This is a genomic window from Amorphus sp. 3PC139-8, assembly GCF_040750475.1.
Lineage (GTDB): Bacteria > Pseudomonadota > Alphaproteobacteria > Rhizobiales > Amorphaceae > Amorphus.
Genome location: NZ_JABJVY010000003.1, coordinates 14136 through 35540 on the forward strand (window position 1 = coordinate 14136; position 21405 = coordinate 35540).

General features: G+C 66.0%; 15 protein-coding genes. 10 read left to right on the plus strand and 5 right to left on the minus strand.

The window, feature by feature from the left end; genetic code table 11:
- Nucleotides 1-15 precede the first annotated feature (15 nt).
- The 4 genes from HNS03_RS04055 (at nucleotide 16) to HNS03_RS04070 (ending at nucleotide 3937) form a co-directional block, all read left to right on the plus strand.
- Nucleotides 16-960 carry a Bug family tripartite tricarboxylate transporter substrate binding protein gene (locus HNS03_RS04055; RefSeq protein ID WP_367193296.1) on the plus strand — a complete coding sequence of 315 codons (945 nt, stop codon included), beginning with the start codon at nucleotides 16-18 and terminating at the stop codon, nucleotides 958-960.
- A 31-nt stretch (nucleotides 961-991) separates the two neighbouring features.
- Nucleotides 992-1507: a tripartite tricarboxylate transporter TctB family protein gene (locus HNS03_RS04060; RefSeq protein ID WP_367193298.1), complete on the plus strand. Its 516-nt coding sequence runs from the start codon at nucleotides 992-994 to the stop codon at nucleotides 1505-1507.
- Nucleotides 1508-1509: 2 nt separating this feature from the next.
- Nucleotides 1510-2991 carry a tripartite tricarboxylate transporter permease gene (locus tag HNS03_RS04065; RefSeq protein ID WP_367193300.1) on the plus strand — a complete coding sequence of 494 codons (1482 nt, stop codon included), beginning with the start codon at nucleotides 1510-1512 and terminating at the stop codon, nucleotides 2989-2991.
- A 385-nt stretch (nucleotides 2992-3376) separates the two neighbouring features.
- A complete protein-coding gene (locus HNS03_RS04070; RefSeq protein ID WP_367193301.1) occupies nucleotides 3377-3937 on the plus strand; it encodes a hypothetical protein in 561 nt (186 codons plus the stop codon).
- A gap of 412 nt (nucleotides 3938-4349) precedes the next feature.
- Here the strand turns inward: HNS03_RS04070 and HNS03_RS04075 are convergent, their stop codons facing one another.
- Nucleotides 4350-4814, minus strand: a complete 465-nt coding sequence (locus tag HNS03_RS04075; RefSeq protein ID WP_367193303.1) for an NUDIX domain-containing protein — start codon at nucleotides 4812-4814, stop codon at nucleotides 4350-4352.
- A 438-nt stretch (nucleotides 4815-5252) separates the two neighbouring features.
- Between HNS03_RS04075 and mbfA the strand changes: the two genes are divergently transcribed.
- Nucleotides 5253-6230 carry an iron exporter MbfA gene (gene mbfA / locus HNS03_RS04080; protein ID WP_367193304.1) on the plus strand — a complete coding sequence of 326 codons (978 nt, stop codon included), beginning with the start codon at nucleotides 5253-5255 and terminating at the stop codon, nucleotides 6228-6230.
- Nucleotides 6231-6443: 213 nt separating this feature from the next.
- Here the strand turns inward: mbfA and HNS03_RS04085 are convergent, their stop codons facing one another.
- From HNS03_RS04085 to HNS03_RS04095, 3 genes are all read right to left on the minus strand, one after another.
- A complete protein-coding gene (locus tag HNS03_RS04085) occupies nucleotides 6444-6641 on the minus strand; it encodes a hypothetical protein (RefSeq protein WP_367193305.1) in 198 nt (65 codons plus the stop codon).
- Nucleotides 6642-6783: 142 nt separating this feature from the next.
- Nucleotides 6784-7296, minus strand: coding sequence for a DUF2214 domain-containing protein (locus HNS03_RS04090; RefSeq protein ID WP_367193307.1), 513 nt, complete (start codon nucleotides 7294-7296; stop codon nucleotides 6784-6786).
- Nucleotides 7259-7636, minus strand: coding sequence for a DUF6152 family protein (locus HNS03_RS04095; RefSeq protein ID WP_367193309.1), 378 nt, complete (start codon nucleotides 7634-7636; stop codon nucleotides 7259-7261). Before HNS03_RS04095 ends, HNS03_RS04090 begins: the two co-directional genes overlap by 38 nt.
- A 420-nt stretch (nucleotides 7637-8056) precedes the next feature.
- On the opposite strand from HNS03_RS04095, the gene HNS03_RS04100 reads away from it, so the two are divergent.
- From HNS03_RS04100 to glgX, 5 genes are all read left to right on the plus strand, one after another.
- Complete coding sequence (locus tag HNS03_RS04100; protein WP_367193311.1) at nucleotides 8057-10576, plus strand: glycogen/starch/alpha-glucan phosphorylase; 2520 nt, start codon at nucleotides 8057-8059, stop codon at nucleotides 10574-10576.
- A 46-nt stretch (nucleotides 10577-10622) separates the two neighbouring features.
- Nucleotides 10623-12815: a 1,4-alpha-glucan branching protein GlgB gene (gene glgB / locus HNS03_RS04105; RefSeq protein ID WP_367193313.1), complete on the plus strand. Its 2193-nt coding sequence runs from the start codon at nucleotides 10623-10625 to the stop codon at nucleotides 12813-12815.
- A 189-nt stretch (nucleotides 12816-13004) separates the two neighbouring features.
- Entirely contained in the window at nucleotides 13005-14267 is a 1263-nt protein-coding gene (gene glgC, locus HNS03_RS04110) for a glucose-1-phosphate adenylyltransferase (RefSeq protein WP_367193315.1), read from the plus strand.
- A gap of 114 nt (nucleotides 14268-14381) precedes the next feature.
- Nucleotides 14382-15851, plus strand: a complete 1470-nt coding sequence (glgA, locus tag HNS03_RS04115) for a glycogen synthase GlgA (RefSeq protein WP_367193317.1) — start codon at nucleotides 14382-14384, stop codon at nucleotides 15849-15851.
- The gene (glgX, locus tag HNS03_RS04120; RefSeq protein WP_367193318.1) at nucleotides 15848-20158 is read left to right on the plus strand and encodes a glycogen debranching protein GlgX; all 4311 of its coding nucleotides are present in this window, start codon (nucleotides 15848-15850) and stop codon (nucleotides 20156-20158) included. Before glgA ends, glgX begins: the two co-directional genes overlap by 4 nt.
- Before the next feature lie 79 nt (nucleotides 20159-20237).
- Here the strand turns inward: glgX and HNS03_RS04125 are convergent, their stop codons facing one another.
- A complete protein-coding gene (locus HNS03_RS04125; protein WP_367193320.1) occupies nucleotides 20238-21404 on the minus strand; it encodes an acetyl-CoA acetyltransferase in 1167 nt (388 codons plus the stop codon).
- Nucleotide 21405 lies beyond the last annotated feature (1 nt).

A 21405-nucleotide genomic window follows, 5' to 3' on the forward strand; every position in this document is an offset into this window, starting at 1 on the left:
GGGGAGGATTTCCGCATGAGATTGAAGACACTAGTGGGGGCGCTGACGGCCCTTGCGCTCTCGACCGGCGTAGCGATGGCCGATTGGCCGCAGAAGCCGATCCAGATTCTGATCCCGTGGCCGGCGACGAACGATCCCTCCACCCTGGTGGCCACCGCTATCGCGCCGAAGATGTCCGAAGCGCTCGGCGTTCCGGTGAAGGTCGTGAACAAGCCCGGTGGCAGCGCCGTGCTGGCCACGGCCGAGCTCGCCCGGTCGCGCCCGGATGGTTATACAATCGGCCTGATCTCCATCGGCCCGATGATCACCCAGGTGCTGCGCGGCAAGACCCCCTACAAGAACCAGGATCTAGTGCCGCTCGGCTTGGTCTGGTCCAGCCCGTTCACGCTCGCGACCCGCGCCGACGCCCCCTATGACGATCTCGACGAGCTCTCCGAGTATGCCAAGACCAACGAGGTCCGCCTCGCCCATTGGGGGCTTGGCGCCGTACCGACGTTGATCGCCATGAAGGCGGCCGAAATCGGCGGCTTCAAGTGGAAGGAGACGGCCTATGGCCAGCTCAATCCGCTGCTGGTGGTTCAGGGCGATGCCGACGTCATCACCTTTTCGACGCCCGGCCTGACCGACTATCTGGAGTCCGGCAAGATGAAGCTGCTCGCCGCGATGACCCCGGAGCGGCTGGAGAACTACCCCGACACCCCGACCGTCTCCCAACAGGGCTATGGCGAAGCCTATTCGGTCTGGTTCGGCGCCTTCGTCCCCAAGGGCACCGACGCGGAAATCGTGGACAAGCTCTCCTCCGCCTTCTTCGAGGCCATGGAGGCTCCGGATGTGCAGGAGGTCATCCAGAATGTCGGCGTGATCCCGAACAAGACCGGCCCGGCGGAGGCGCGTAAGATCATGGACAGCGAACTCGACCAGTTCGGCGCGATCATGAAGAATCTCGGGATCATCCAATAGCCCGCCTGCGGATAGCTGAAAGCGCGCCTTCATGAGCGATACCGACGGCGCCGATACGTCTTCCCGCGCGGGCATGTCTTGGGCGGGCGACGCGCTGGCGACCCTGATTGGCCTGGCAGCGCTGGGCCTGATGGTCACGGCGAAATCCCATGTCGACGTCAGCGGCCCCGATCCCTTCTACAAGGGACCGCTGATCTTTCCGCTGATTGCGCTCGCTATCACCGCCGCCGGGGCCGTGCCCGCCGCCGCTCGCCTGCTGCGCGCGCCCCGAAGCGCCAGCCAAGCCATACGCGTCAGACTGCCGCCGCGCCCGCTCCTCCTGTTCGTGCTGGCGTGCTTCTACGCTCCGGCGATCGCGGTTGCCGGCCTTGATGCGTCGACTTTCGCGTTCCTGTTCGCCGGCCTGCTTCTGGCCGGCTATCTCAAGCCGCTGCGCGCCCTCCTCACCGCAGCCATCGTGACGTTGCTGATGCACCTCGCCTTCATCACCGTTCTCGACATCTGGTTTCCCGCGCCGACCCTCTGGTCCGCGTTCGGCGGAGCGTGAACGTGGAGACAATTTTCGCCGGCTTCGCCGCCGCTTTCGCGTTGAGCAATCTGATCGCCCTGGTGATCGGCACGATCGTCGGAATCGTGGTCGGGGTTCTGCCCGGCCTCGGTCCGATGGTGGGCATGGTGGTGCTGTTGCCGTTTACCTTCCAGCTCGCGCCGGACGTGGCGCTGTCGCTGCTTCTCGGCGTGTTCTGCGGGGGCTATTTCGGGGGCGCGGTGCCTGCCGTCCTCCTGAAAGTGCCCGGCGTTCCCTCCTCGATCGTCACGAGCTTCGATGGCTTTCCGCTAACGGAGCGCGGCGAAGCCCAGACCGCCCTCTCCGCCGCTCTGGTCGGGTCGCTCGGCGGCGGGCTGGTTTCCATCGCGATCCTGGTGGTGCTCGCGCCACTCCTGTCGCGGGTGGCGGCAAATTTCGGCCCGCCGGAATATTTCGCCGTCGCCGTATTCGGCATCCTGCTGGTCGCCGTGTCGTTTCGCGAACGGCTCGGCCAGGCCGTGCTTCTGATCGGCCTCGGCTTCTGGCTCTCCACCATCGGCATCGACGGCCCGACCTTAAGCCCCCGCTTCACGTTCGGAAGCTGGGACATGCAGAACGGGCTCGACCTCGTCGCCCTGGTGCTCGGCCTGTTCGGCATCGGCCAGGCGCTCCTGCTTCTGGAGCAGGGCATCCTGAAGACCGACAGCCTCAATCTCAGCCGCTCCAGCCTGGACTTCAGCCGGATCGCGAAGGTGTTGATCTACTGGAAGACGCTGATCCGCTCCGGGGTGATCGGAACCCTGATCGGGTTGCTTCCCGGGCCCGGCTCGGTGCTGGCCTCGTTCATCGCCTACGATGTGGCCAAGCGGCGCTCACCGGATCCCGACAGCTTCGGCAAGGGCAACCCGGAGGGCTGCCTCGCTTCCGAGGCGGGCAACAACGCCGTGCCGGCCGGTGCGCTGATCCCGCTTCTCACCCTCGGCATCCCGGGCGAGGCGCTGAGCGCATTGTTGCTTGGAGTGTTCACCTTGAACGGGATCTATCCCGGCCCGCTTTTGCTCATCAAGGAGCCGGTCCTGATCTCGACGCTCTACTGGTCGATGCTGCTGATCAACATCGTCGCCTTCATCGTGCTGGCGGTGTGGCTGAAGCCCTTCGCCATGATCGTCAAGGTCCCCAAGGAGATCATCGCGGTATCGGTAATCGCCGTCTCCCTGGTGGGCATCTATGCGGTGAACTCCCGCTTCTTCGACTGCGGGGTCGCGCTCGCCGCCGGCGCGGCCGGCTACGTCCTGCTCCGGTTGGGCTGGCCGCTGGTGGCATTGGTGATGGGGATCGTGATCGGCCCGATCATCGAAAACCGATTGCGAGAAACGCTGAGCCTCGGCGACGGCAGCCCGATGATCCTGCTGGAACGACCGATCACCGTCGTCATTCTGGCGCTCTGCGTGCTCCTGGTGCTGGCGCCGCTGCGTCATCGGATTATGCGCCGCTCGACTTGAGCCAAAAGCACCATTCACAGTTGCGTTTCCAGACGAAATGGAAATCGGTCCGTCGTCCGGAAGCGCGTCGAGACAATAAGCTGGCTCCGGCTTCCCTTCCTTCGCCGCAATTGAAACTCAAATAGCAATCGCGACAGGTCGGTGAAGGCCGCCACCTCCGTTGCACTTGGCGCCTTTGGTACTGAAATTTGCGCAACCTCAATGAATTTCGTACAGTCCAAACGCAATCTCGACTGAAAAACGAAGACAAAGACCATCAGAAGTCTGAGATCAGAAATGTAAGGTGGGTCAGTTCCCCTCAAATTTGCCAGTCCGCGCACGGCAATCACCACAAGAAGATTGGCGGATCAGGCAATGGGCGAACGGTAAGAAGACAGGCGTTAAAATGACGACGAAAGTCGCAAGACGATTGGCTTGCCGGAAACGGGCAGGTCAGGTGGCGGGGCAGTCCTGGGTCTTTGCCACAGCTTCGGTTGTCGCCGGGCTCCTGATGCTGGGAACACCGGCTGAGGCCGAATATTCGCTGAAACCCGCACCGGAATCGGTCAACCGGATGTATCAGCCCGGAACCGCCAGCGGCGTGCAAAATGCCGATCCCTGGGGCTATGCCGCCATGGCGATCGGTCCGGACGGCCGCAGTTGGGTGATCGCCGCAGGATCGGAGAGCGCGGCCCGAAGCGCCGCGCAAAGCGAATGCGACGCCTTCGGCACCAGATGTGACGTAGTGGTCAGCGGCCCGGACCATGGCTTCTTCATCGGCGGCTACTGTCAGGACGGACCGCGCGCGGCCTATTCTGCCGTCAGCTTTGCCGACGCCCAGGACAAGTTCTACGGCTATGTCGTCCACTCCGATGGCGGCATCGTCATGAACGACCAAAACTGCACCGTCCACTGGCTTGGCCACCGGGTCACGCCCCCATGGGCGTTCCGTCAGGCCCGACGTTAAATTCAAGTCTTTCCGGGCGAAGCGGGAACCGGTTCGCGGTTCGAAGTAGCGCTCACGCCAGCTCGCGTTGCTCGCGGCTCCGCGAGGGCGGCCTGCCGGCCGGCGCGCCGTCGCGCGCTGGCTCCGCAAAGCCCGGAGAAACGTCGAAACCGGTTCGCGGTTCGAAGTGGCGCTCACGCCAGCTCGCGTTGCTCGCGGCTCCGCGAGGGCGGCCTGCCGGCCGGCGCGCCGTCGCGCGCTGGCTCCGCAAAGCCCGGAGAAACGTCGAAACCGGTTCGCGGTTCGAAGTGGCGCTCACGCCAGCTCGCGTTGCTCGCGGCTCCGCGAGGGCGGCCTGCCGGCCGGCGCGCCGTCGCGCGCTGGCTCCGCAAAGCCCGGAGAAACGTCGAAACCGGTTTCCGTGCGGAATTTCTCAAGCTGAACGGAGGAATGCCGCGAGGCGGTTGAGCAGCGGACGCTGGCCATCCAAAATCTGCTCGTGGGCGGCGTCCAGCGTGAACCAGGCTGCGCGGTCGACCTCGGGAAAAGTTTGTCGTCGCCCACTGCGCGGCGGCCATTCCATCTCGAACCTATTCGAGCGCACCTTCGACACGGCCAGATCTCCGGCGAGGGCAAAGGCGACCACGCGCTTTCCACCGGCCTGACGCACCTCACCCAACGGAATCAGCGGCCCCTGTGCCGGAAAGCCAAGCTCCTCCTGAAACTCGCGACGGGCTGCCGTCTCGTCGTCCTCACCAGGCGCCACTTCGCCTTTCGGGATCGACCACGCCCCAAGATCCTTGTTGCGCCAATAGGGTCCGCCCGGATGGACCAGCAAGACCTCGTGCCCATCCGCCCGCTCGCGGTACATCAAGATACCGGCACTTCTCGCCGCCACGTCCCCCTCTCCGCCTCTTGCGCGCCGATCCTCAACGAACCGCCGGCATCTCGAGGGTCGCATTTTTCGGGTCTCGCATCCCTCCCCCATTTTCACGGTCCTACGCCCAAAAGCGCCGAGCGAAAAAGCGGGTATCGGTTTTTCGCAAAATCCGGCGCGAGAGGGAATGAACGAGGGCATCAGGCAATACGGTTTGTTCGCCTGATGATCTAAGTTCGTACAGCCTGTCGGACGTCGGTCATATAAGTGGGCTAGGCGAACTAAGAACCGCTCCAATCTGCGGTCGACATCCAGCACATTCGGTCGGTTGACGCGATCGGGTGGAGGCCGGCGAAATCGGCTTTCCGCGTCGATCCCGATCCGACCCGAATCGAACGACCCCGAGGATCTCGATTTCCAAAACCCCGAAATCCTCCAGAGCTAGCAATAGGGGCTGACATGATTCCTGGCTTTTCCTCCCGCCGCCGCTTCAGCGACTTGAACGAGCGCCAGGTGCTGTCGCTCGCGATCTCGTCGGAAGTGGAAGATCGCGAGATCTACATGACGTTTGCGGAACACCTGAAAGAGGAATTTCCGTCGACGGCCGCCGTCTTTGAGGGCATGGCCAGCGAAGAGCGCGGTCACTATCAGCGTCTGCTTGCGCTCTATCACGAGAAGTTCGGCAAGGCGGTGCTGCCGATCCGGCGGCAGGACGTTGCCGGCTTCTATTCCCGCCGGCCGGTCTGGCTGGTGGAAAATCTCGGCCTGGAGCGTATCCGGGTCGAGGCGGAGCTGATGGAGACCGACGCGCGCAACTTCTATAAGGCCGCAGCGGATCGCGCGAGCGACCCTGCGATCAGGTCGCTGTTGACGGATCTGGCCGCCGCCGAAGCCGAGCATATGGACCGGGCCGATCACCTCGCCGAGGAGAACCTGACGCCGTCCGCGCGCGAGACCGAAAACGCCGTTGCCCATCGCCGCTTCGTGCTGACCTATGTCCAGCCGGGCCTTGCCGGATTGATGGACGGTTCGGTGTCGTCGCTTGCGCCAGTGTTCGCCGCCGCGTTCGCGACGCAGGATTCCTTCAGCACCTTCCTGGTCGGTCTCGCCGCGGCGGTCGGGTCCGGCATTTCCATGGGCCTGACGGAAGCGCTCTCCGACGACGGCGTCATCACCGGGCGGGGCGCCCCGACGCGGCGCGGCATCGCCTGCGGACTGATGACCACCATCGGTGGTCTCGGCCACGCCCTGCCCTATCTGATCCCCGCCTTCTGGACGGCGACCGCGATTGCCATTCTCGTCGTGTTCGTGGAGCTGTGGGCGATCGCCTGGATACGCTGGAAGTACATGGACACCCCGTTCCTACGGGCGACGCTCCAGATCGTTCTCGGCGGCGCGCTTGTCTTCGCCGCCGGCATTCTCATAGGAAATGTCTGAGCATTTCCAGGAAAAGTGGGGAACCGGTTTTCTGTCCGGAAATGCGACAAAACAAAGGGTTAGAGCCGTTCGGCGATTCCATGAAAACCTAAACGGATAGAGAGCATTTCCGGGCGCAGTGGCCGCTTCACCTTCGAGAAAGGCGTCAAACCAAGAACTCAGACCGGCAGGGCGACGGCAACGATCGCCGATCCCGGCAAGGACCATCGGGGCTCAGGCCTCGGTGGTCTCCCGCTGCTCATAGGCTCGGCTGAGCTCGCTCACGCGCTGCGGCGCCACACCGAAATAGCGCGCAATCTGCGTGTCGCTCAGCCCCATGTCCTGAAGGGCATGAAGATACGGCGCTGCGATCGGCCACACGACCGCGAAACCCGCTCCATCGCTCTGAAAATCCGGCCTGTACTCGCCCATCTTTCCACTCCCGCGGAGGCCGGTCCCCGTTCCGTCGCCTCCGTCCCTGCACGCGCATGCCTGACTAAACAGAACACTAGCTCTGAAACACGGCGGTTTTGCGATCGGATTCACCCTGTGGGTGCTGCGCTGCAGCAGATGATTAGCCGGCTGCGAATGCGATCATTCGGCCGCAAATCAGGGTCGAGAGCCAACAAAAAAGGGAAAACGCCGCGTGGGCTTGGAGATAGCGACCCTCGCCCCGATCGAGCAGTGTGCCATGACGCACGTGTGCGAGGATGGCGGCGAACGTTCCGAGCACGACGAAAACCATCTTGAATTGAAAAATAGCGATGGCAGCATAGTCTTGCGGTCGAACGGAAAAGAGAAAGGCTCCGGTCGTCACGGCAACCGCGAGTCCGCACGCCGCGACGGGCACGAGCACACGCGCCACATCGCGACGCAGCACCTGCGGCCAGGCGCCGAGAAGCCTCAAATCGAGCGGAATGACGGCGCCCACCAAGGCGGCGAGACCGAGAATATGGGCTGCATTGACCGCCGCGTAGCCCCAGCGCGACATCCGCAACCAGGTTGCCGCGCCCGTGGCCTCCAGCGCCGCGAACAGTGCCTCCACCGTCTCAGTCGCGTTCGGGATAGAGCGGATATTCCTGGCCATCCAGATAGATCCGCTCGGCCTTCACCCGACGCGCCGATACGTCGCTCGACGGTTCGCCGATCACCCGGACCTCGACCCCTTCCGCAAGATCGCCCTGCTTGAGGCCGGCGCGGTCGTTGCGCCAGGGCTGGCCGACCTCGACGGTCCAGGTTTCCCCTTCCACGTCCACCTCCAGCACCCCGTGAGGATTGCCCAGCCGGGCCTCCATGATCACGCCGGTGAGATCGATATTCTGGCCGGTGGTCCAGCTCCAGCCGTGGTGAGCGGAGGCCGCGACGGGGGCACCCGCGAGGGCGAGCCCAACAAGCGCGGCCTTGAGACGTGTCCTGATCGTCGCCATGCGTGGCTCCTCACGTTGTCGCCCCTCAACCACGGCTCAGGAATACCCGATCGGGCGCGACACGGCCCAAACAGATCATCGTGAGCGGGCCCCACCGGATTCGGATCCGTCCGACAGCGGGCCGGGAATCCGTCGATCTCAAACGAGCTTTGAAGGCCTGAACGTCCATGCCTTCTGCGTGCGGGTTCGCTTCGCCGTCACATGTTCGCTGTTGACTGCGACCGCGCTGCGGCTGATAGCCCTTGGGATAACCAGCCGGGCGGGTGGCATCGCAGGACGCATCGGGCCACAATAGGCCGCTGCGGTGCCTGCCTTCGTCCAGCGTTCAAATGTTGTCCGGCGCGCCCTGCCTGTGCGGCAAGCTTCCCGAAAGCGCCTTGAGCAAGCGTCGCCCTAAAGATTCACGTGAGCCGAGCGGCCATGACCGAGCATCTACAAACGACCGTGCCTCCGTTCCTTGCCCCTGATGCCCACGAGGACGAGCTGCACCGCCGCGCTGGCGACGATCCCTGCAAACCGGAATTCTGGCGCGAACGGATCCTCTCCAAGCTGGTCTACCAGGTCGGCAAGGACCCCGAGCACGCCGAGCTGCACGACTGGTACACCTCCACCGCGCTCGCGATCCGCGACCGGATCGTGGACCACTGGATCCCCTCCACCCGGCAGACCTATGCCAAGCCGGTTAAGCGGGTCTATTACCTGTCACTTGAGTTTCTGATCGGCCGCCAGCTTTTCGACGCCGCCTTCAATCTCGGCTACGCCGATGCCGTCGCCGAGGCGCTTGAAGGGCTCGGCACCGACATGGAGACCGTGCGCAACCTGGAGCCGGATGCGGCGCTGGGCAACGGCGGCCTCGGCCGACTCGCCGCCTGCTTCATCGAGAGCATGGCCTCGCTCGGCTATGCCGGCTACGGCTACGGCATCCGCTACGATCACGGCCTGTTCCGCCAGGTGCTGCCGGACGGCATCCAGCGCGAATTGCCGGAGGACTGGCTCGCCCAGGGTTGTCCGTGGGAGTTCCGCCGCCCCGAGGCGCGCTATGAAATCGGCTTCGGCGGCACGGTGGAATCCAGCGCCGACGCCCATCATCTGGGCCCTCGTGGTTGGCGCCCGGCGGAGACCGTGCTGGCCGTCGCCTACGATAATCCGGTCGTGGGCTGGCGCGGCCGCTACGTCTCCACGCTCCGGCTCTGGTCGGCACGTTCCAAGGACCCGATCAGCCTGGAGGAATTCAACCGCGGCGACCATGTCGGCGCGCTCGCCGAACGCGCCAAGGCGGAAGCGATCTCCAAAGTACTCTATCCGTCGGATTCCACGCCCGCCGGCCATGAGCTGCGCCTGCGGCAGGAATATTTCTTCACCTCCGCCTCCCTGCAGGACCTCGTCCGCCGGCATCTGCAACAGGGTTACAGTCTGAAGGAGCTGCCGGACCACGCCGCCGTTCAGCTCAACGACACCCACCCGGCCATCGCCGTGGCCGAGCTGATGCGCATCCTTGTGGATCTCCACGAGATGGCCTGGGCGGAGGCCTGGGACGTCACCCGCGCGACGCTCTCCTACACCAACCACACCCTGCTGCCGGAGGCGCTGGAGACCTGGCCGGTGCCGCTGATGGAGCGGCTGTTGCCGCGCCACATGCAGATTATCTACCTGATCAACGCCTTCGAGCTCGACCATGTGCGCGAAACCCTGGGCGATGACGGCGGCACGCTCTCCGAAGTCTCGCTGATCTCCGAGAGCAATGGCCGCGCGGTCCGCATGGGCAACCTCGCCTTCGTCGGCTCCCACCGCATCAATGGCGTGTCCGCGCTCCACACCGATCTGGTCCGCGAGACGGTGTTCAGAGACTTGAACCGCATCTATCCCGACCGCATCGTCAACGTCACCAACGGCATCACCTTCCGCCGCTGGCTGTTTCAGGCCAACCCCGGTCTGACGCGGCTGATCCGCGACGCGATCGGCGACCGGTTCCTGGACGATCCGGAAGCGCTTTCCGAGTTGGCGCCCTTTGCCGAAGATCCCGGCTTCCGCGAAGCCATGGCCGCCGTGCGGCGGGAGCGGAAGGTCGCGCTCGCCAAGCTGGTGAAGGAGCGCGTCGGCGTCACCCTCGATCCCGACGCCCTGTTCGACGTCCACATCAAGCGCATCCACGAATACAAGCGCCAGCTCCTCAACATCCTGGACGCCGTCGCGCTCTATGATGCGATCCGCTCCAACCCGATGCACGACTGGCGGCCCCGGGTGAAGATCTTCGCCGGCAAGGCGGCGGCGAGCTATGCGACCGCCAAGCTGATCATCAAACTCGCCTGCGACGTGGCGAAAATGGTCAATTCAGACCCCACCGTCCGCGGCCATCTGAAGATCGTGTTCCTGGAGAATTACAATGTCAGCCTCGCCGAGGCGATCATCCCGGCGACCGACCTCTCCGAACAGATCTCGACGGCCGGCATGGAGGCGTCGGGCACCGGCAACATGAAATTCGCCCTCAACGGCGCGCTCACCATCGGCACGCTGGACGGCGCCAACGTGGAAATCCGCGACCATGTCGGAGCGGAGAACATCTACATTTTCGGCATGACGGCCAACGAAGTCATCGAGCGCCGCGAGGCCGGGCTGGACATGCACGAGACCATTGCCGCCTCGCGCTACCTTTCCGAAGCCCTCGACCAGATCGCCACCGGCGTGTTCTCTCCGGATCAGCCGGACCGTTATCGCGATCTTGTCAACGCTTTGACACACCATGACTATTTTATGGTGACGGCAGACTTCGAGGCCTATCGGGCCATGCAAGTCCACGTCTCCAACGAATGGAAGGATCGAAGCTCGTGGTGGCGCAAATCGGTGCTGAACACGGCTCGCATGGGTTGGTTCTCCGCGGACCGCGCCATTCGGGAATATGCCGGCGAGATCTGGAACGCCGCTCCGGTGGATCAAGGCTGAATAGTCGCGGCCGCGCCTGCCGCGTCGACGCGGGAGAGCGCTAGCCATGGCGCTCTCCACCACGGACATCGACGCGATCGTCGCGGGACGCCACGGCGATCCCTTCTCCGTTCTCGGCCCCCACCGCGTGGACGGTCGGTGGGAGGTGCGCGCCTTCCTGCCCGGCGCCCGCTCGGTGGCGGTGATTTCGCCCGAAGCCGACCGAGAGCTCGGCGGGCTGGAGCAGATCCACCCCGACGGCCTGTTCGTCGGCACCATTCCCAATCGCGAGGACCAACCGCGCTACCGGCTCAAGGTCAACGACGGCACCATTTCGTGGAAACTGTTCGACCCCTACGCCTTTCCCTCCGTGCTCGGCGCCTGGGACGACTGGTTCTTCGGCGAAGGCGCCCACCATCGCCTCTACGATCGGCTCGGCGCCCATCCCATGCGCCACGACGGTGTGCGCGGAACCCATTTCGCGGTCTGGGCGCCCAATGCCAGCCGAGTGTCGGTGGTCGGCGACTTCAACTCCTGGGACGGCCGGCGCCATCCGATGCGCAAGCGCATCGATACCGGCGTCTGGGAGATCTTCCTGCCCGGCGTCGGCGACGGCGCGCGCTATAAGTACGAGATCCTGGCGCGCGACGGCCGCCTCCTGCCGCTGAAAGCCGATCCGGTCGGGTTTGCGGCGGAGCTTCGGCCGGCGACCGCCTCCAAGGTGGCGCGGACCGACAATTTCGCCTGGAGCGATGACGCCTGGATGGAGGCGCGCGCGTCCGCCGATCCGCGTCGCACCCCCATGTCGATCTACGAGGTCCATCTGGGATCCTGGCAGCGTGGACCCGACAACCGCTATCTCAGCTATGACGAGATTGCCGATGCGTTGGTGCCCTATGTCAGCGAGCTCGGCTTTACCCATGTCGAGCTCCTGCCGGTTACCGAACATCCACTCGACGCATCCTGGGGCTATCAGCCGATCGGTCTCTATGCGCCGACGATCCGTCATGGCGATCCGGCGGGCTTCGCGCGCCTCGTCGACCGGCTGCACGGCGCCGGTATCGGCGTCATCCTTGACTGGGTGCCGGCGCACTTTCCCGCCGACGCCCACGGCCTTGCCCTGTTCGACGGCGAGCCGCTCTACGAGGATGCCGACCCGCTGCGCGGACGTCATCCGGAATGGGGCACGGCGATTTACGATTTCGGCCGCCGCGAAGTGATCAATTTCCTGGTCGGTTCGGCACTCTACTGGCTGGACCGCTTCCATATCGACGGCCTGCGCGTCGATGCGGTCGCCTCCATGCTCTATCTCGACTACGCCCGCAAACAGGGCGAATGGCGCCCGAATACGCACGGCGGCAACGAAAACCTGGAAGCGATCGCCTTCCTGAAACGGCTCAACGAAGTGGTCTACGCCACCGTCCCCGGTGCCGTCATGATCGCGGAAGAATCGACCGCCTGGCCGGGCGTTTCCCACCCCACCTTCGCCGGCGGCCTGGGCTTCGGCTTCAAGTGGAACATGGGGTGGATGCACGACACGCTGGACTATTTCTCCCGCGACCCGAGCTACCGCCGCTTCCACCACAACGAGATCACTTTCGGCCTGCTCTACGCCTTCACGGAAAATTTCGTGCTGCCGCTCTCCCACGACGAGGTCGTGCACGGCAAAGGCACGCTTTACGCCCGCATGGCGGGCGACGACTGGCAGAAACGGGCGAACCTGCGCGCGCTTCTGGCCGGACAATGGGGCTATCCGGGCAAGAAGCTCCTGTTCATGGGGCAGGAATTTGCTCAGATCGGCGAGTGGAACTTCGAGCAGGGGCTCGACTGGCATCTCCTCGATACGTCCGGCCACGACGGTATCCGGCGGCTCGTCGCCGACATGAACCGCACCTACCGCGATGTCGCGGCCCTGCATGAGCGCGACAACGAGGGCGAAGGCTTTCGCTGGTCGATCGTGGACGATGCCGACCGCTCGATCTTCGCCTGGACGAGGTTCGGCACGCAGGATGCATCGCCGGTTCTGGTGGTCTGCAACCTGACGCCTGTTCCGCGCACCGATGTCGACGTTCCCGTTCCCCGCCCCGGTCGCTGGCGCGAAGTCGTGAACACGGACGCAGAAATCTATGGCGGGTCCGGCTGGGGCAACATGGGCGGCGTCGAGGCAAGCGAGGACGGCAACGGCGGCGCGACCGTACGCCTCACCTGCCCGCCACTTGCCACGCTTTGGCTCGTCTGGGAGGACGCAAACGAAAGCTGAGCTTTCGGCTGGCGCGCCGAGCAAGCGGTGCGCCGGTCATCAAGGGCGAGAGCATCAGGCGACGCGAAATATACGCCTAGTGCTCTGGACGGGGCGCCGCCTGATAGCGGAACATCTTTCGTGGCCCGATGGTTGTAGCTGGTTGACGGGACCGCCTCGCGCTTGTCGGGCGGCTGGGAGGGAGAGCCGATGTCCGGCCTGAAGGAGAACGCCCCGTACGCACGATCGGCGATGGCCTATGTTCTGGCCGGCGGACGCGGCAGCCGTCTGCTGGAGCTAACCGATCGGCGGGCGAAGCCGGCCGTCTATTTCGGCGGCAAGACCCGGATCATCGATTTCGCGCTTTCCAACGCGCTCAATTCCGGCGTCCGGCGCATTGCGGTTGCCACCCAGTACAAGGCTCACAGCCTGATCCGCCACCTCAATCGCGGCTGGAACTTCCTGCGACCCGAACGCAACGAAGGCTTCGATATCCTGCCCGCCAGCCAGCGCGTTTCGGAAGACCGTTGGTATGCCGGCACCGCCGACGCGGTCTATCAGAACCTGGATATCATCGAAGCCTATGCGCCGGACTATCTGATCATTCTCGCCGGCGACCACGTCTACAAGATGGACTACGAGCTGATGCTCGCCCAGCATGTGGAAAGCGGCGCCGATGCGACGGTGGGCTGCGTGGAGATCGCCAGTTCGGAAGGCTCCGCCTTCGGCATCATGCACGTGGACGACAAGGATCGAGTGGTGTCGTTCGTCGAAAAGCCGAAGACGCCGCCCGAGATTCCCGGCCAACCCGGCCGTTCGCTCGCCTCGATGGGGATCTACGTGTTCGCCCGCGAGCTCCTGTTCGAGCTTCTGCACGAGGACGCCGCCGACCCGAATTCGAGCCACGATTTCGGCAAGGACGTCATCCCGAAGCTGGTGGCCAACGGCAACACCTGGGCCCACCGCTTCGAGGCGAGCTGCGTGCGCTCCGGCGCCGAGCGATCGGCCTATTGGCGGGATGTGGGCACCATCGACGCCTACTGGGAAGCCAACATCGACCTGACGGAAATCGTGCCGGAACTAGACCTGTTCGATCGGAACTGGCCGATCTGGACCTACTCGGAGCTCACGCCGCCAGCAAAGTTCGTCCACGACATGGGCGAGCGGCGCGGCCAGGCGATCTCCTCGCTGGTCTCCGGCGGCTGCATCGTGTCCGGCGGGTCGATCCACCGATCGCTTCTGTCCTCCAATGTGCACGTGCACTCCTATGCCCGGCTCTCCTTCTCCGTGGTCCTCCCAGAAGTGGTGGTGGGCCGCGGCGCGCGGATCGACCGCGCGGTGATCGATCGCGGCGTGAAAATCCCGGACGGGCTGATCGTCGGCGAGGATCCGGAGGAGGACGCCCGCCGTTTTCGCCGCACCGACCGCGGCATCTGCCTGATCACCCAGTCGATGCTCGATGCCCTCTCGTGAGGGCGGCAGCGACAGGGTAAAACATCCGCGATGAAACGATCCGAAGCCTCGATTCCGTCCGGCCCACGCTCTCGCCGCAAGCCGCGTCCCCGCGCCCTCCCGAAGAAGCCCGCGATGACCGCCCTATCGGTTCTTTCCGTCGCCTCCGAAGCGTTTCCGCTGATCAAGACCGGCGGGCTTGCCGACGTGGTCGGCTCGCTGCCGTTCGCGCTTGCAGAGGAAAACGTCACGGTCCGCACCCTCCTGCCGGGCTACCCGAAGGTCATGGCGGCGCTTCGCCAAGGGCGGCCGGTTCTGGACCTGGGCGAACTGTTCGGGCGTCCCGCCCGCATTCTCGCCGGCAATGCCAAGGGGCTGTCCCTGCTGGTGCTCGACGCGCCGGATCTGTTCGATCGGCCCGGCAATCCCTACACCAGCCCGACCGGAACGGACTGGCCGGACAATGGGCTGCGCTTCGGCGCGCTCAGCCGTGCGGCGGCGGAGATCGCCACCGGGGCCCTTGAGGAATTTAAGCCCGATGTGGTCCACTGCCACGACTGGCAGGCGGGGCTGGTGCCAGCCTATCTGCACTATGCCAAGCGCGCCGGGCCGCCGACCGTGATGACTATCCACAACATTGCCTTCCAGGGCCAGATGGCGCCGGAGCTCTTGCCGCACCTGGGGCTGCCGATCGAGTCCTATACCGTGGAAGGGGTGGAATATTTCGGCCGCATCGGTTTCCTGAAGGCTGCCGTCCGGCTTTCCGATCGCATCACCACCGTGTCCCCCACCTATGCCCGCGAAATCCGCTCCTCGGAGTTCGGGATGGGGCTGGAAGGCCTGATCCGGGCGCGTGGCCAGGACGTCTCCGGCGTTTTGAACGGCATCGATATCGGTCTCTGGGACCCGGCGAACGACCCCGCCATCGCCGCGCCGTTCGACAGCGTCACGCTCTATCGCCGCCGCCCGAACAAGTCCGCCCTGCTGCGCCGCTTCGGCCTCGATCCCGACAGCGAGCGGCTGCTGCTTGGGGTGGTCAGCCGGCTGACCTGGCAAAAGGGCATCGATCTGATCGTCGAGGCCTTGCCGACCATTCTCGGCCTGGATTGCAATCTCGTGGTGCTCGGAACCGGCGATGCCGCCCTTGAGGAGGCGCTAAAGGCAGCCGCCGCGCGCCATCCCGACCGGATCGCGGTCGAGTTCACCTATGACGAAGGCCTCGCCCATCAGCTTCAGGCGGGGGTCGATGCGCTCTTGATCCCGTCCCGGTTCGAGCCCTGCGGACTGACCCAACTCTGTGCGCTGCGCTACGGCGCGGTCCCCGTCGCCGCCCGGGTCGGTGGCCTGGCCGACACCATCATCGACACCAACGAGATGGCCCGCATGGCCGGCGCAGGCACCGGCGTCCTGTTTTCGCCGGTGACCAAGGACACCTTCGACCAGGCGTTGGTGCGCACCCGCGATCTCTATCAGCAGCCCAAGGTATGGCGGCGGATGCAGTCGAATGCGATGCGCACCGATGTGAGCTGGGCAGCACCCGCCGGCGCCTACGCCGCACTCTACCGCGATCTCGTCGAACCGGCCGTGGCGGCGCAATCGGCATGACGGAGAAGCTGACCGTCCTTCCCGGCAAGCCGGAGCCGCTGGGCGTCACCGTCGAGGCGAGCGGCCTCAATGTCGCCGTCGTCGCGCCCGACGCCGAGGCGATCGAGGTCGTTCTGTTCGACGAGGACGGCGAAACCCGGATCGGCTCCGCGATCCTGCCCGCTCGGCGCGGCGCGATCCATTGCGGGCTCGTCAAGGGGTATGGGGCCGGCGCCCGCTACGGACTGCGCGCCTACGGGCCCTATCAGCCGGAGCGCGGCCTGCGCTTCAACCCCGCTAAGCTTCTGGTCGACCCCTACGCGCGTGCCCTGGACCGGCCGTTCCAGCACGATCCGCGTCTCAGCGGCTCGACCGACGAGGGCGCGCCCGATCCCGTCGACACCGCCGACCTGGTGCCGAAGGCGATCGCGACCGCGCCCTCCCGCGCCAGCACGCGACCGTTCCAGGTGAGCCGGCTCGACCGGCCGCCGCTGGTCTACGAGCTCAACGTCCGCGGCTTCACCAGGACCCATCCGCAGGTCCCGGAGGACATCCGCGGCACGATCGCCGCCCTCGGCCATCCCGCCGTCACCGAACATCTCTCCAGCCTCGGCGTGACCACCGTCGAGCTGATGCCGATCATGGCCTGGATCGACGAGCGTCACCTGCCCGCCCTCGGCCTCGCCAATGCCTGGGGCTACAACACGCTGGCCTTCATGGCTCCGGATCCACGGATCGCCCCCGGCGGCATCGACGAGGTGCGCAAGGCCGTTGCCACGCTCCATGCCGCCGGCCTGGAGGTGATCCTCGACATCGTGCTTAACCACACCGGCGAGAGCGACGAACTCGGCGCGACGGTCTCCTTCCGCGGGCTCGACAATGCCGGCTACTACCGGCTTCGCCCGGACGATCCGGCGCTCTACGTCAACGACACCGGTTGCGGCAACACCGTCGCGCTCGACCGGCCCCATGCGTTGCGGCTGGCCATGGACACGCTGCGCTACTGGGCGACTGCGGCCGGCGTCGACGGCTTCCGCTTCGATCTCGCAACCACCCTCGGGCGCCGAGCCGACGGCTACGATCCCGAGGCTCCCTTGTTCCAGGCGATCGAGCAGGACCCGGTGCTGCGGGGCCTGAAGATGATCGCGGAGCCCTGGGACGTCGGGCCGGACGGCCACCGTCTCGGCGGCATGCCGGCTCGCTGGTCGGAGTGGAACGACCGCTACCGCGACGCCGTGCGCCGGTTCTGGCGCGGCGACGGCGGCACCATCGGCGAGCTCGCGACCCGGCTCACCGGCTCCGCCGATTTCTTCGCCGCCGCCCACCGCTTGCCGTCGGCGAGTGTCAACTTCATCGCCTCCCACGACGGCTTTCCCCTCGCCGACACCGTCGCCTACGCCGAAAAGCACAACGAGGCGAACGGCGAGGACAATCGCGACGGCCACGACGCCAACTTCTCCTGGAACAACGGCGTGGAAGGGCCGAGCGACGATCCGGCGATCGGTGCCGCCCGCGATCGCGACGTCGCCAACCTGCTCACGACCCTGTTCGTCTCGCGCGGCCTGCCGATGCTTGCCATGGGCGACGAGCTCGGCCGCACCCAGGCCGGCAACAACAACGCCTATGCCCAGGACAACGAGATGACCTGGGTGGATTGGGCAAGCGCCAACCAGGAGCGCATCGCGCTGGTCCGGCGCCTGGCCGACATCAGACGGCGCCACCCTGCGCTCCGGCTCGACAGCTACCTGACCGGCGCGGCCGTCGACGGACGCGGCCTGCCCGACATCGAGTGGCTGACCGCCGATGGCGGCGCGATGACGCCCGGTGACTGGACCGACCCGGAGCGCCGCACCCTGACGCTGGTGCTTTATGCCGGCGGGGCGCCCACCACCGGGGATCGGGTCGCAGTCGTCTTCAATGCCGGCGCAGACGAATTGACGGCAACCCTGCCCCCGCCCCGTGACGCTTGCCTCTGGCGTGTCGTGGTCGACACCGGCGCAGAGGACCGCACCGCCGATCGCGATCTCGATGGCTGCGAGATTGCGGTCGCCGGCCGCAGCGCCCTGATTTCCGTGGAGACCGTCGACCGCAGCGGCGGCCGTGGCCTCGCAGCCGCCACCCGTGCGGCGGAAACCCGGGTCGTCGACCGGTTGGCCGAGGCGGCCGGCATCGCGCCCGAATGGTGGGACGTGGACGGCACACGCCACCTGGTCTCGCCGGACACCAAGCGTGCACTGCTCGACGCCATGGGCCTGCCGGCCACTTCGGCGGAAGCCGCGCGGGCGAGCCTGGTCTCCCTGTCGAACGAAACGGTGCGCCGGGCGCTGCCGCCGTTCGTCTCGGCCACGCCGGGAGCGTCGGTCGAGGTCGCCGTGCCCCGGCTCTTGTCGATGCGCCCGCCGCGCGCCCTGCATCTCCGGCTTGCCGACGGCAAGGAGCGGGTAATTCCGGTCCCGTCGGACGCCGCGCAAGACGAAGTAACGGCACCGGACGGCACCGCCGTGCGCCGCCTGCGGCTGACCCTGCCGCCTCTGCCCATCGGCGACCACCGGCTTCGCCTCGACGACCATGAGGGCCCCGACGGCGTCGCGCGGATCGTCGTCGCGCCGAAGGCCTGCTATCGTCCGGCCGCTCTTGCCAGCGGGCGCCGGTTCGGCATCCAGGCCAATCTCTACAGCCTCAAGCGCGCCGGCGACGGTGGCATAGGCGACCTCACCACCCTGGCCGAGCTCGGCGAGCACGCCGCCCCCGCCGGGGCCGCAACAATCGGTATCAATCCGCTGCACGCCCTCTTCGGCGGCGACCGCAACCGAGCGAGCCCCTATCATCCGTCGGACCGGCGCTTTCTAGACCCGATCTATCTCGACGTCGCCCGCATCGAGGGTACGCCGGACCTGAACGCCGCCGCGCTCGCCGAGGCTCAGACCATCGACTATCCTGAGGTCTGGCGGATCAAGCGAAAGGCGCTGGAAGCCGGCTTCGAGGCCTTTCGCCAGCGACCCGTGGACGACGCCGAACGGCAGGATTTCGAGGCATATCTCACCAGCCGCGGCCGCAGCCTGATCGAGTTCGCAACCTTCCAGCTCATCTCCGAGGATCGGCCGAAGGTGCCGTGGATGCGCTGGCCTTCGCCGCTGCGCCGCCCGGACACGACCGCTGTCGCCGAAATGCAATCCCGGCGCCCGGGCGAGATCCTGTTCCATTGCTGGCTGCAGTGGCATTGCGAGCGCCAGCTTGCCGAGACGGCGGATCGCGTGCACGAGGCCGGCGTGGGCATCGGGCTTTATCGCGATCTCGCCGTCGGCTGCGCGCCCGACGGGGCCGAGGCCTGGGCGAGCCAGGATGTCCTCGCAGAGGGTGTCTCGGTCGGCGCACCACCCGACCCGTTGGCCGCCGATGGTCAGGTCTGGGATACCCGCCCCCCGATCCCGCACCAGATGGCATCGCTCGGCTACCGCCCCTTCTCCACTCTGCTTTCGACCAACATGCGCTATGCCGGCCTGCTCCGGCTCGACCATGTCATGTCGATTACGCGGCTGTTCTGGATTCCGGCCGGCGCATCCGGACGCGACGGCGCCTATGTGAACCATCACATCGGCCCGCACCTGGCCGCGCTCTCGCTCGCAAGCCATCGCTATCAGTGCGGCGTCGTGGGCGAGGATCTCGGCACCGTGCCGGAAGGCTTCAGCGACCGGCTTGCCGAGGCCGATATCCTGTCCACCAGCGTGCTGCTTCTGGAACGCGACAAGGACCAGTTCACCGCTCCCTCCGCTTACCCGGCCCGAGCGGCGACCTGCGCGGCAACCCACGACCTGCCGCCGCTCGCCGGCTGGTGGCTCGGCCGCGATCTGGAGATCAACGAAGCGATCGGCCGCACCTATGGCGCCCCGGAAGCCGAGCGTTCGACACGGCGGAGCGACCGGTCCGCGCTCTTGTCGGCCCTCGCCACCGCAGGCGCGACCATGAGCGGATTGCCCTCCGCCGACGACGACGCCCCGTCGGAAGCGGCCCTCATCGCCCTGATCGACGCCATCCACGCCTTTCTGGCGAAGACCCCGTCGGATCTGGTCATGCTGCAAGCCGCCGACCTTCTGGCGGAGAAGGCCCCGGTCAACGTGCCCGGCACCGACCGGGAATGGCCAAACTGGCGTCTCCGGCTGCCCGAAGAACTCACCGCCGACAGGCTTGCCGCCCGGATCGGCCCGGAGCTTGCCACGCGCGGAGCAGCCGAACCGGCCGTGGCGCCCGCTCCGTCCGCGGGCGCTGAGACCGAGAGTTCAGAGGATCCCTCCTCCGATCCGCCCGACGACCAGCCCAGCTTTTTGTGAGACCGACTGAAATCGCGAAGCCACGGCCGGGATGGACTGGCCGTGCCCGCGCCGCAAGCAGCGCGAGCGGGCCGAATTTTTACTTCAACGGCTGCAGGATCGAGACGTAGTTCGCGACCGCCGCGCCGCCCATGTTGAAAATGCCGGCGAGCTCGGGACTGTCGAGCTGCATGTCTCCGGCTTCGCCGGCAAGCTGCATGGCCGAGATCGCATGCATGGACACGCCGGTGGCGCCGATCGGGTGGCCCTTGGCCTTGAGGCCCCCGGACGGGTTCACCGGCAGGCGGCCGCCGATCTCCGTCCAGCCTTCTTCCAGCACGCGGGCGCCCTGGCCTTCCGGCACGAGCCCCATCGCCTCGTATTCGATCAACTCGGCGATCGTGAAGCAGTCATGGGTTTCCACGAAGGACAGATCGTCGAGGGTGAGCCCGGCCTTGGCGAGCGCCTGCTGCCAAGCCGCGCTGCAGCCTTCGAACTTGACGATGTCGCGCTTGGACAAGGGCAGGAAATCCTGCACATGCGCGGCGGAGCGGAAGGCAATCGCCTTGTTCATGCCGAGCGCGGTGTCCGTATCGGCAAGCACGATCGCCGCGGCCCCATCGGACACCAGCGAACAGTCGGTCCGCTTCAACGGCCCGGCAACGAACGGATTCTTATCGCTTTCCGCGCGGCAGAACTCGTAGCCGAGATCCTTGCGCATCTGAGCATAAGGGTTGGCGACGCCGTTCTTGTGGTTCTTCGCGGCGATCTTGGCGAGCGCATCGCTCTGGTCGCCGTGGCGCTGGAAATAAAGCTGGGCGATTTTGCCGAACACGCCAGCGAAACCGGCCGGGGTGTCGCCGTCCTCCGGCAGATAGGATGCCTTCAGGAGATTCTTGCCTATCTCCGGCCCCGGCGTCTTGGTCATCTGCTCGACACCGACCACCAGCACGACCTTGGCCGACTTCGCCGCGATCGACTTCAGACCCTGATGCACCGCGCCGGAGCCGGTGGCGCAGGCATTTTCCACCCGCGTGGCGGGTTTGAAGCGCAGATCCGGGTTGGCCTGCAGCACCAGCGAGGCGGTGAAATCCTGGGGCGAAAAACCGGCGTTGAAATGGCCGAGCACGATCTCGTCGACATCCTTCGCCTCGACCCCGGCATCCTCCATCGCGGCATTGGCAACGGAAACGACCAGGCTCTCGACGCTCTCGTCCTCAAGCTTGCCGAACTTGGAATGGGACCAGCCCACGATCGCAGCACACATG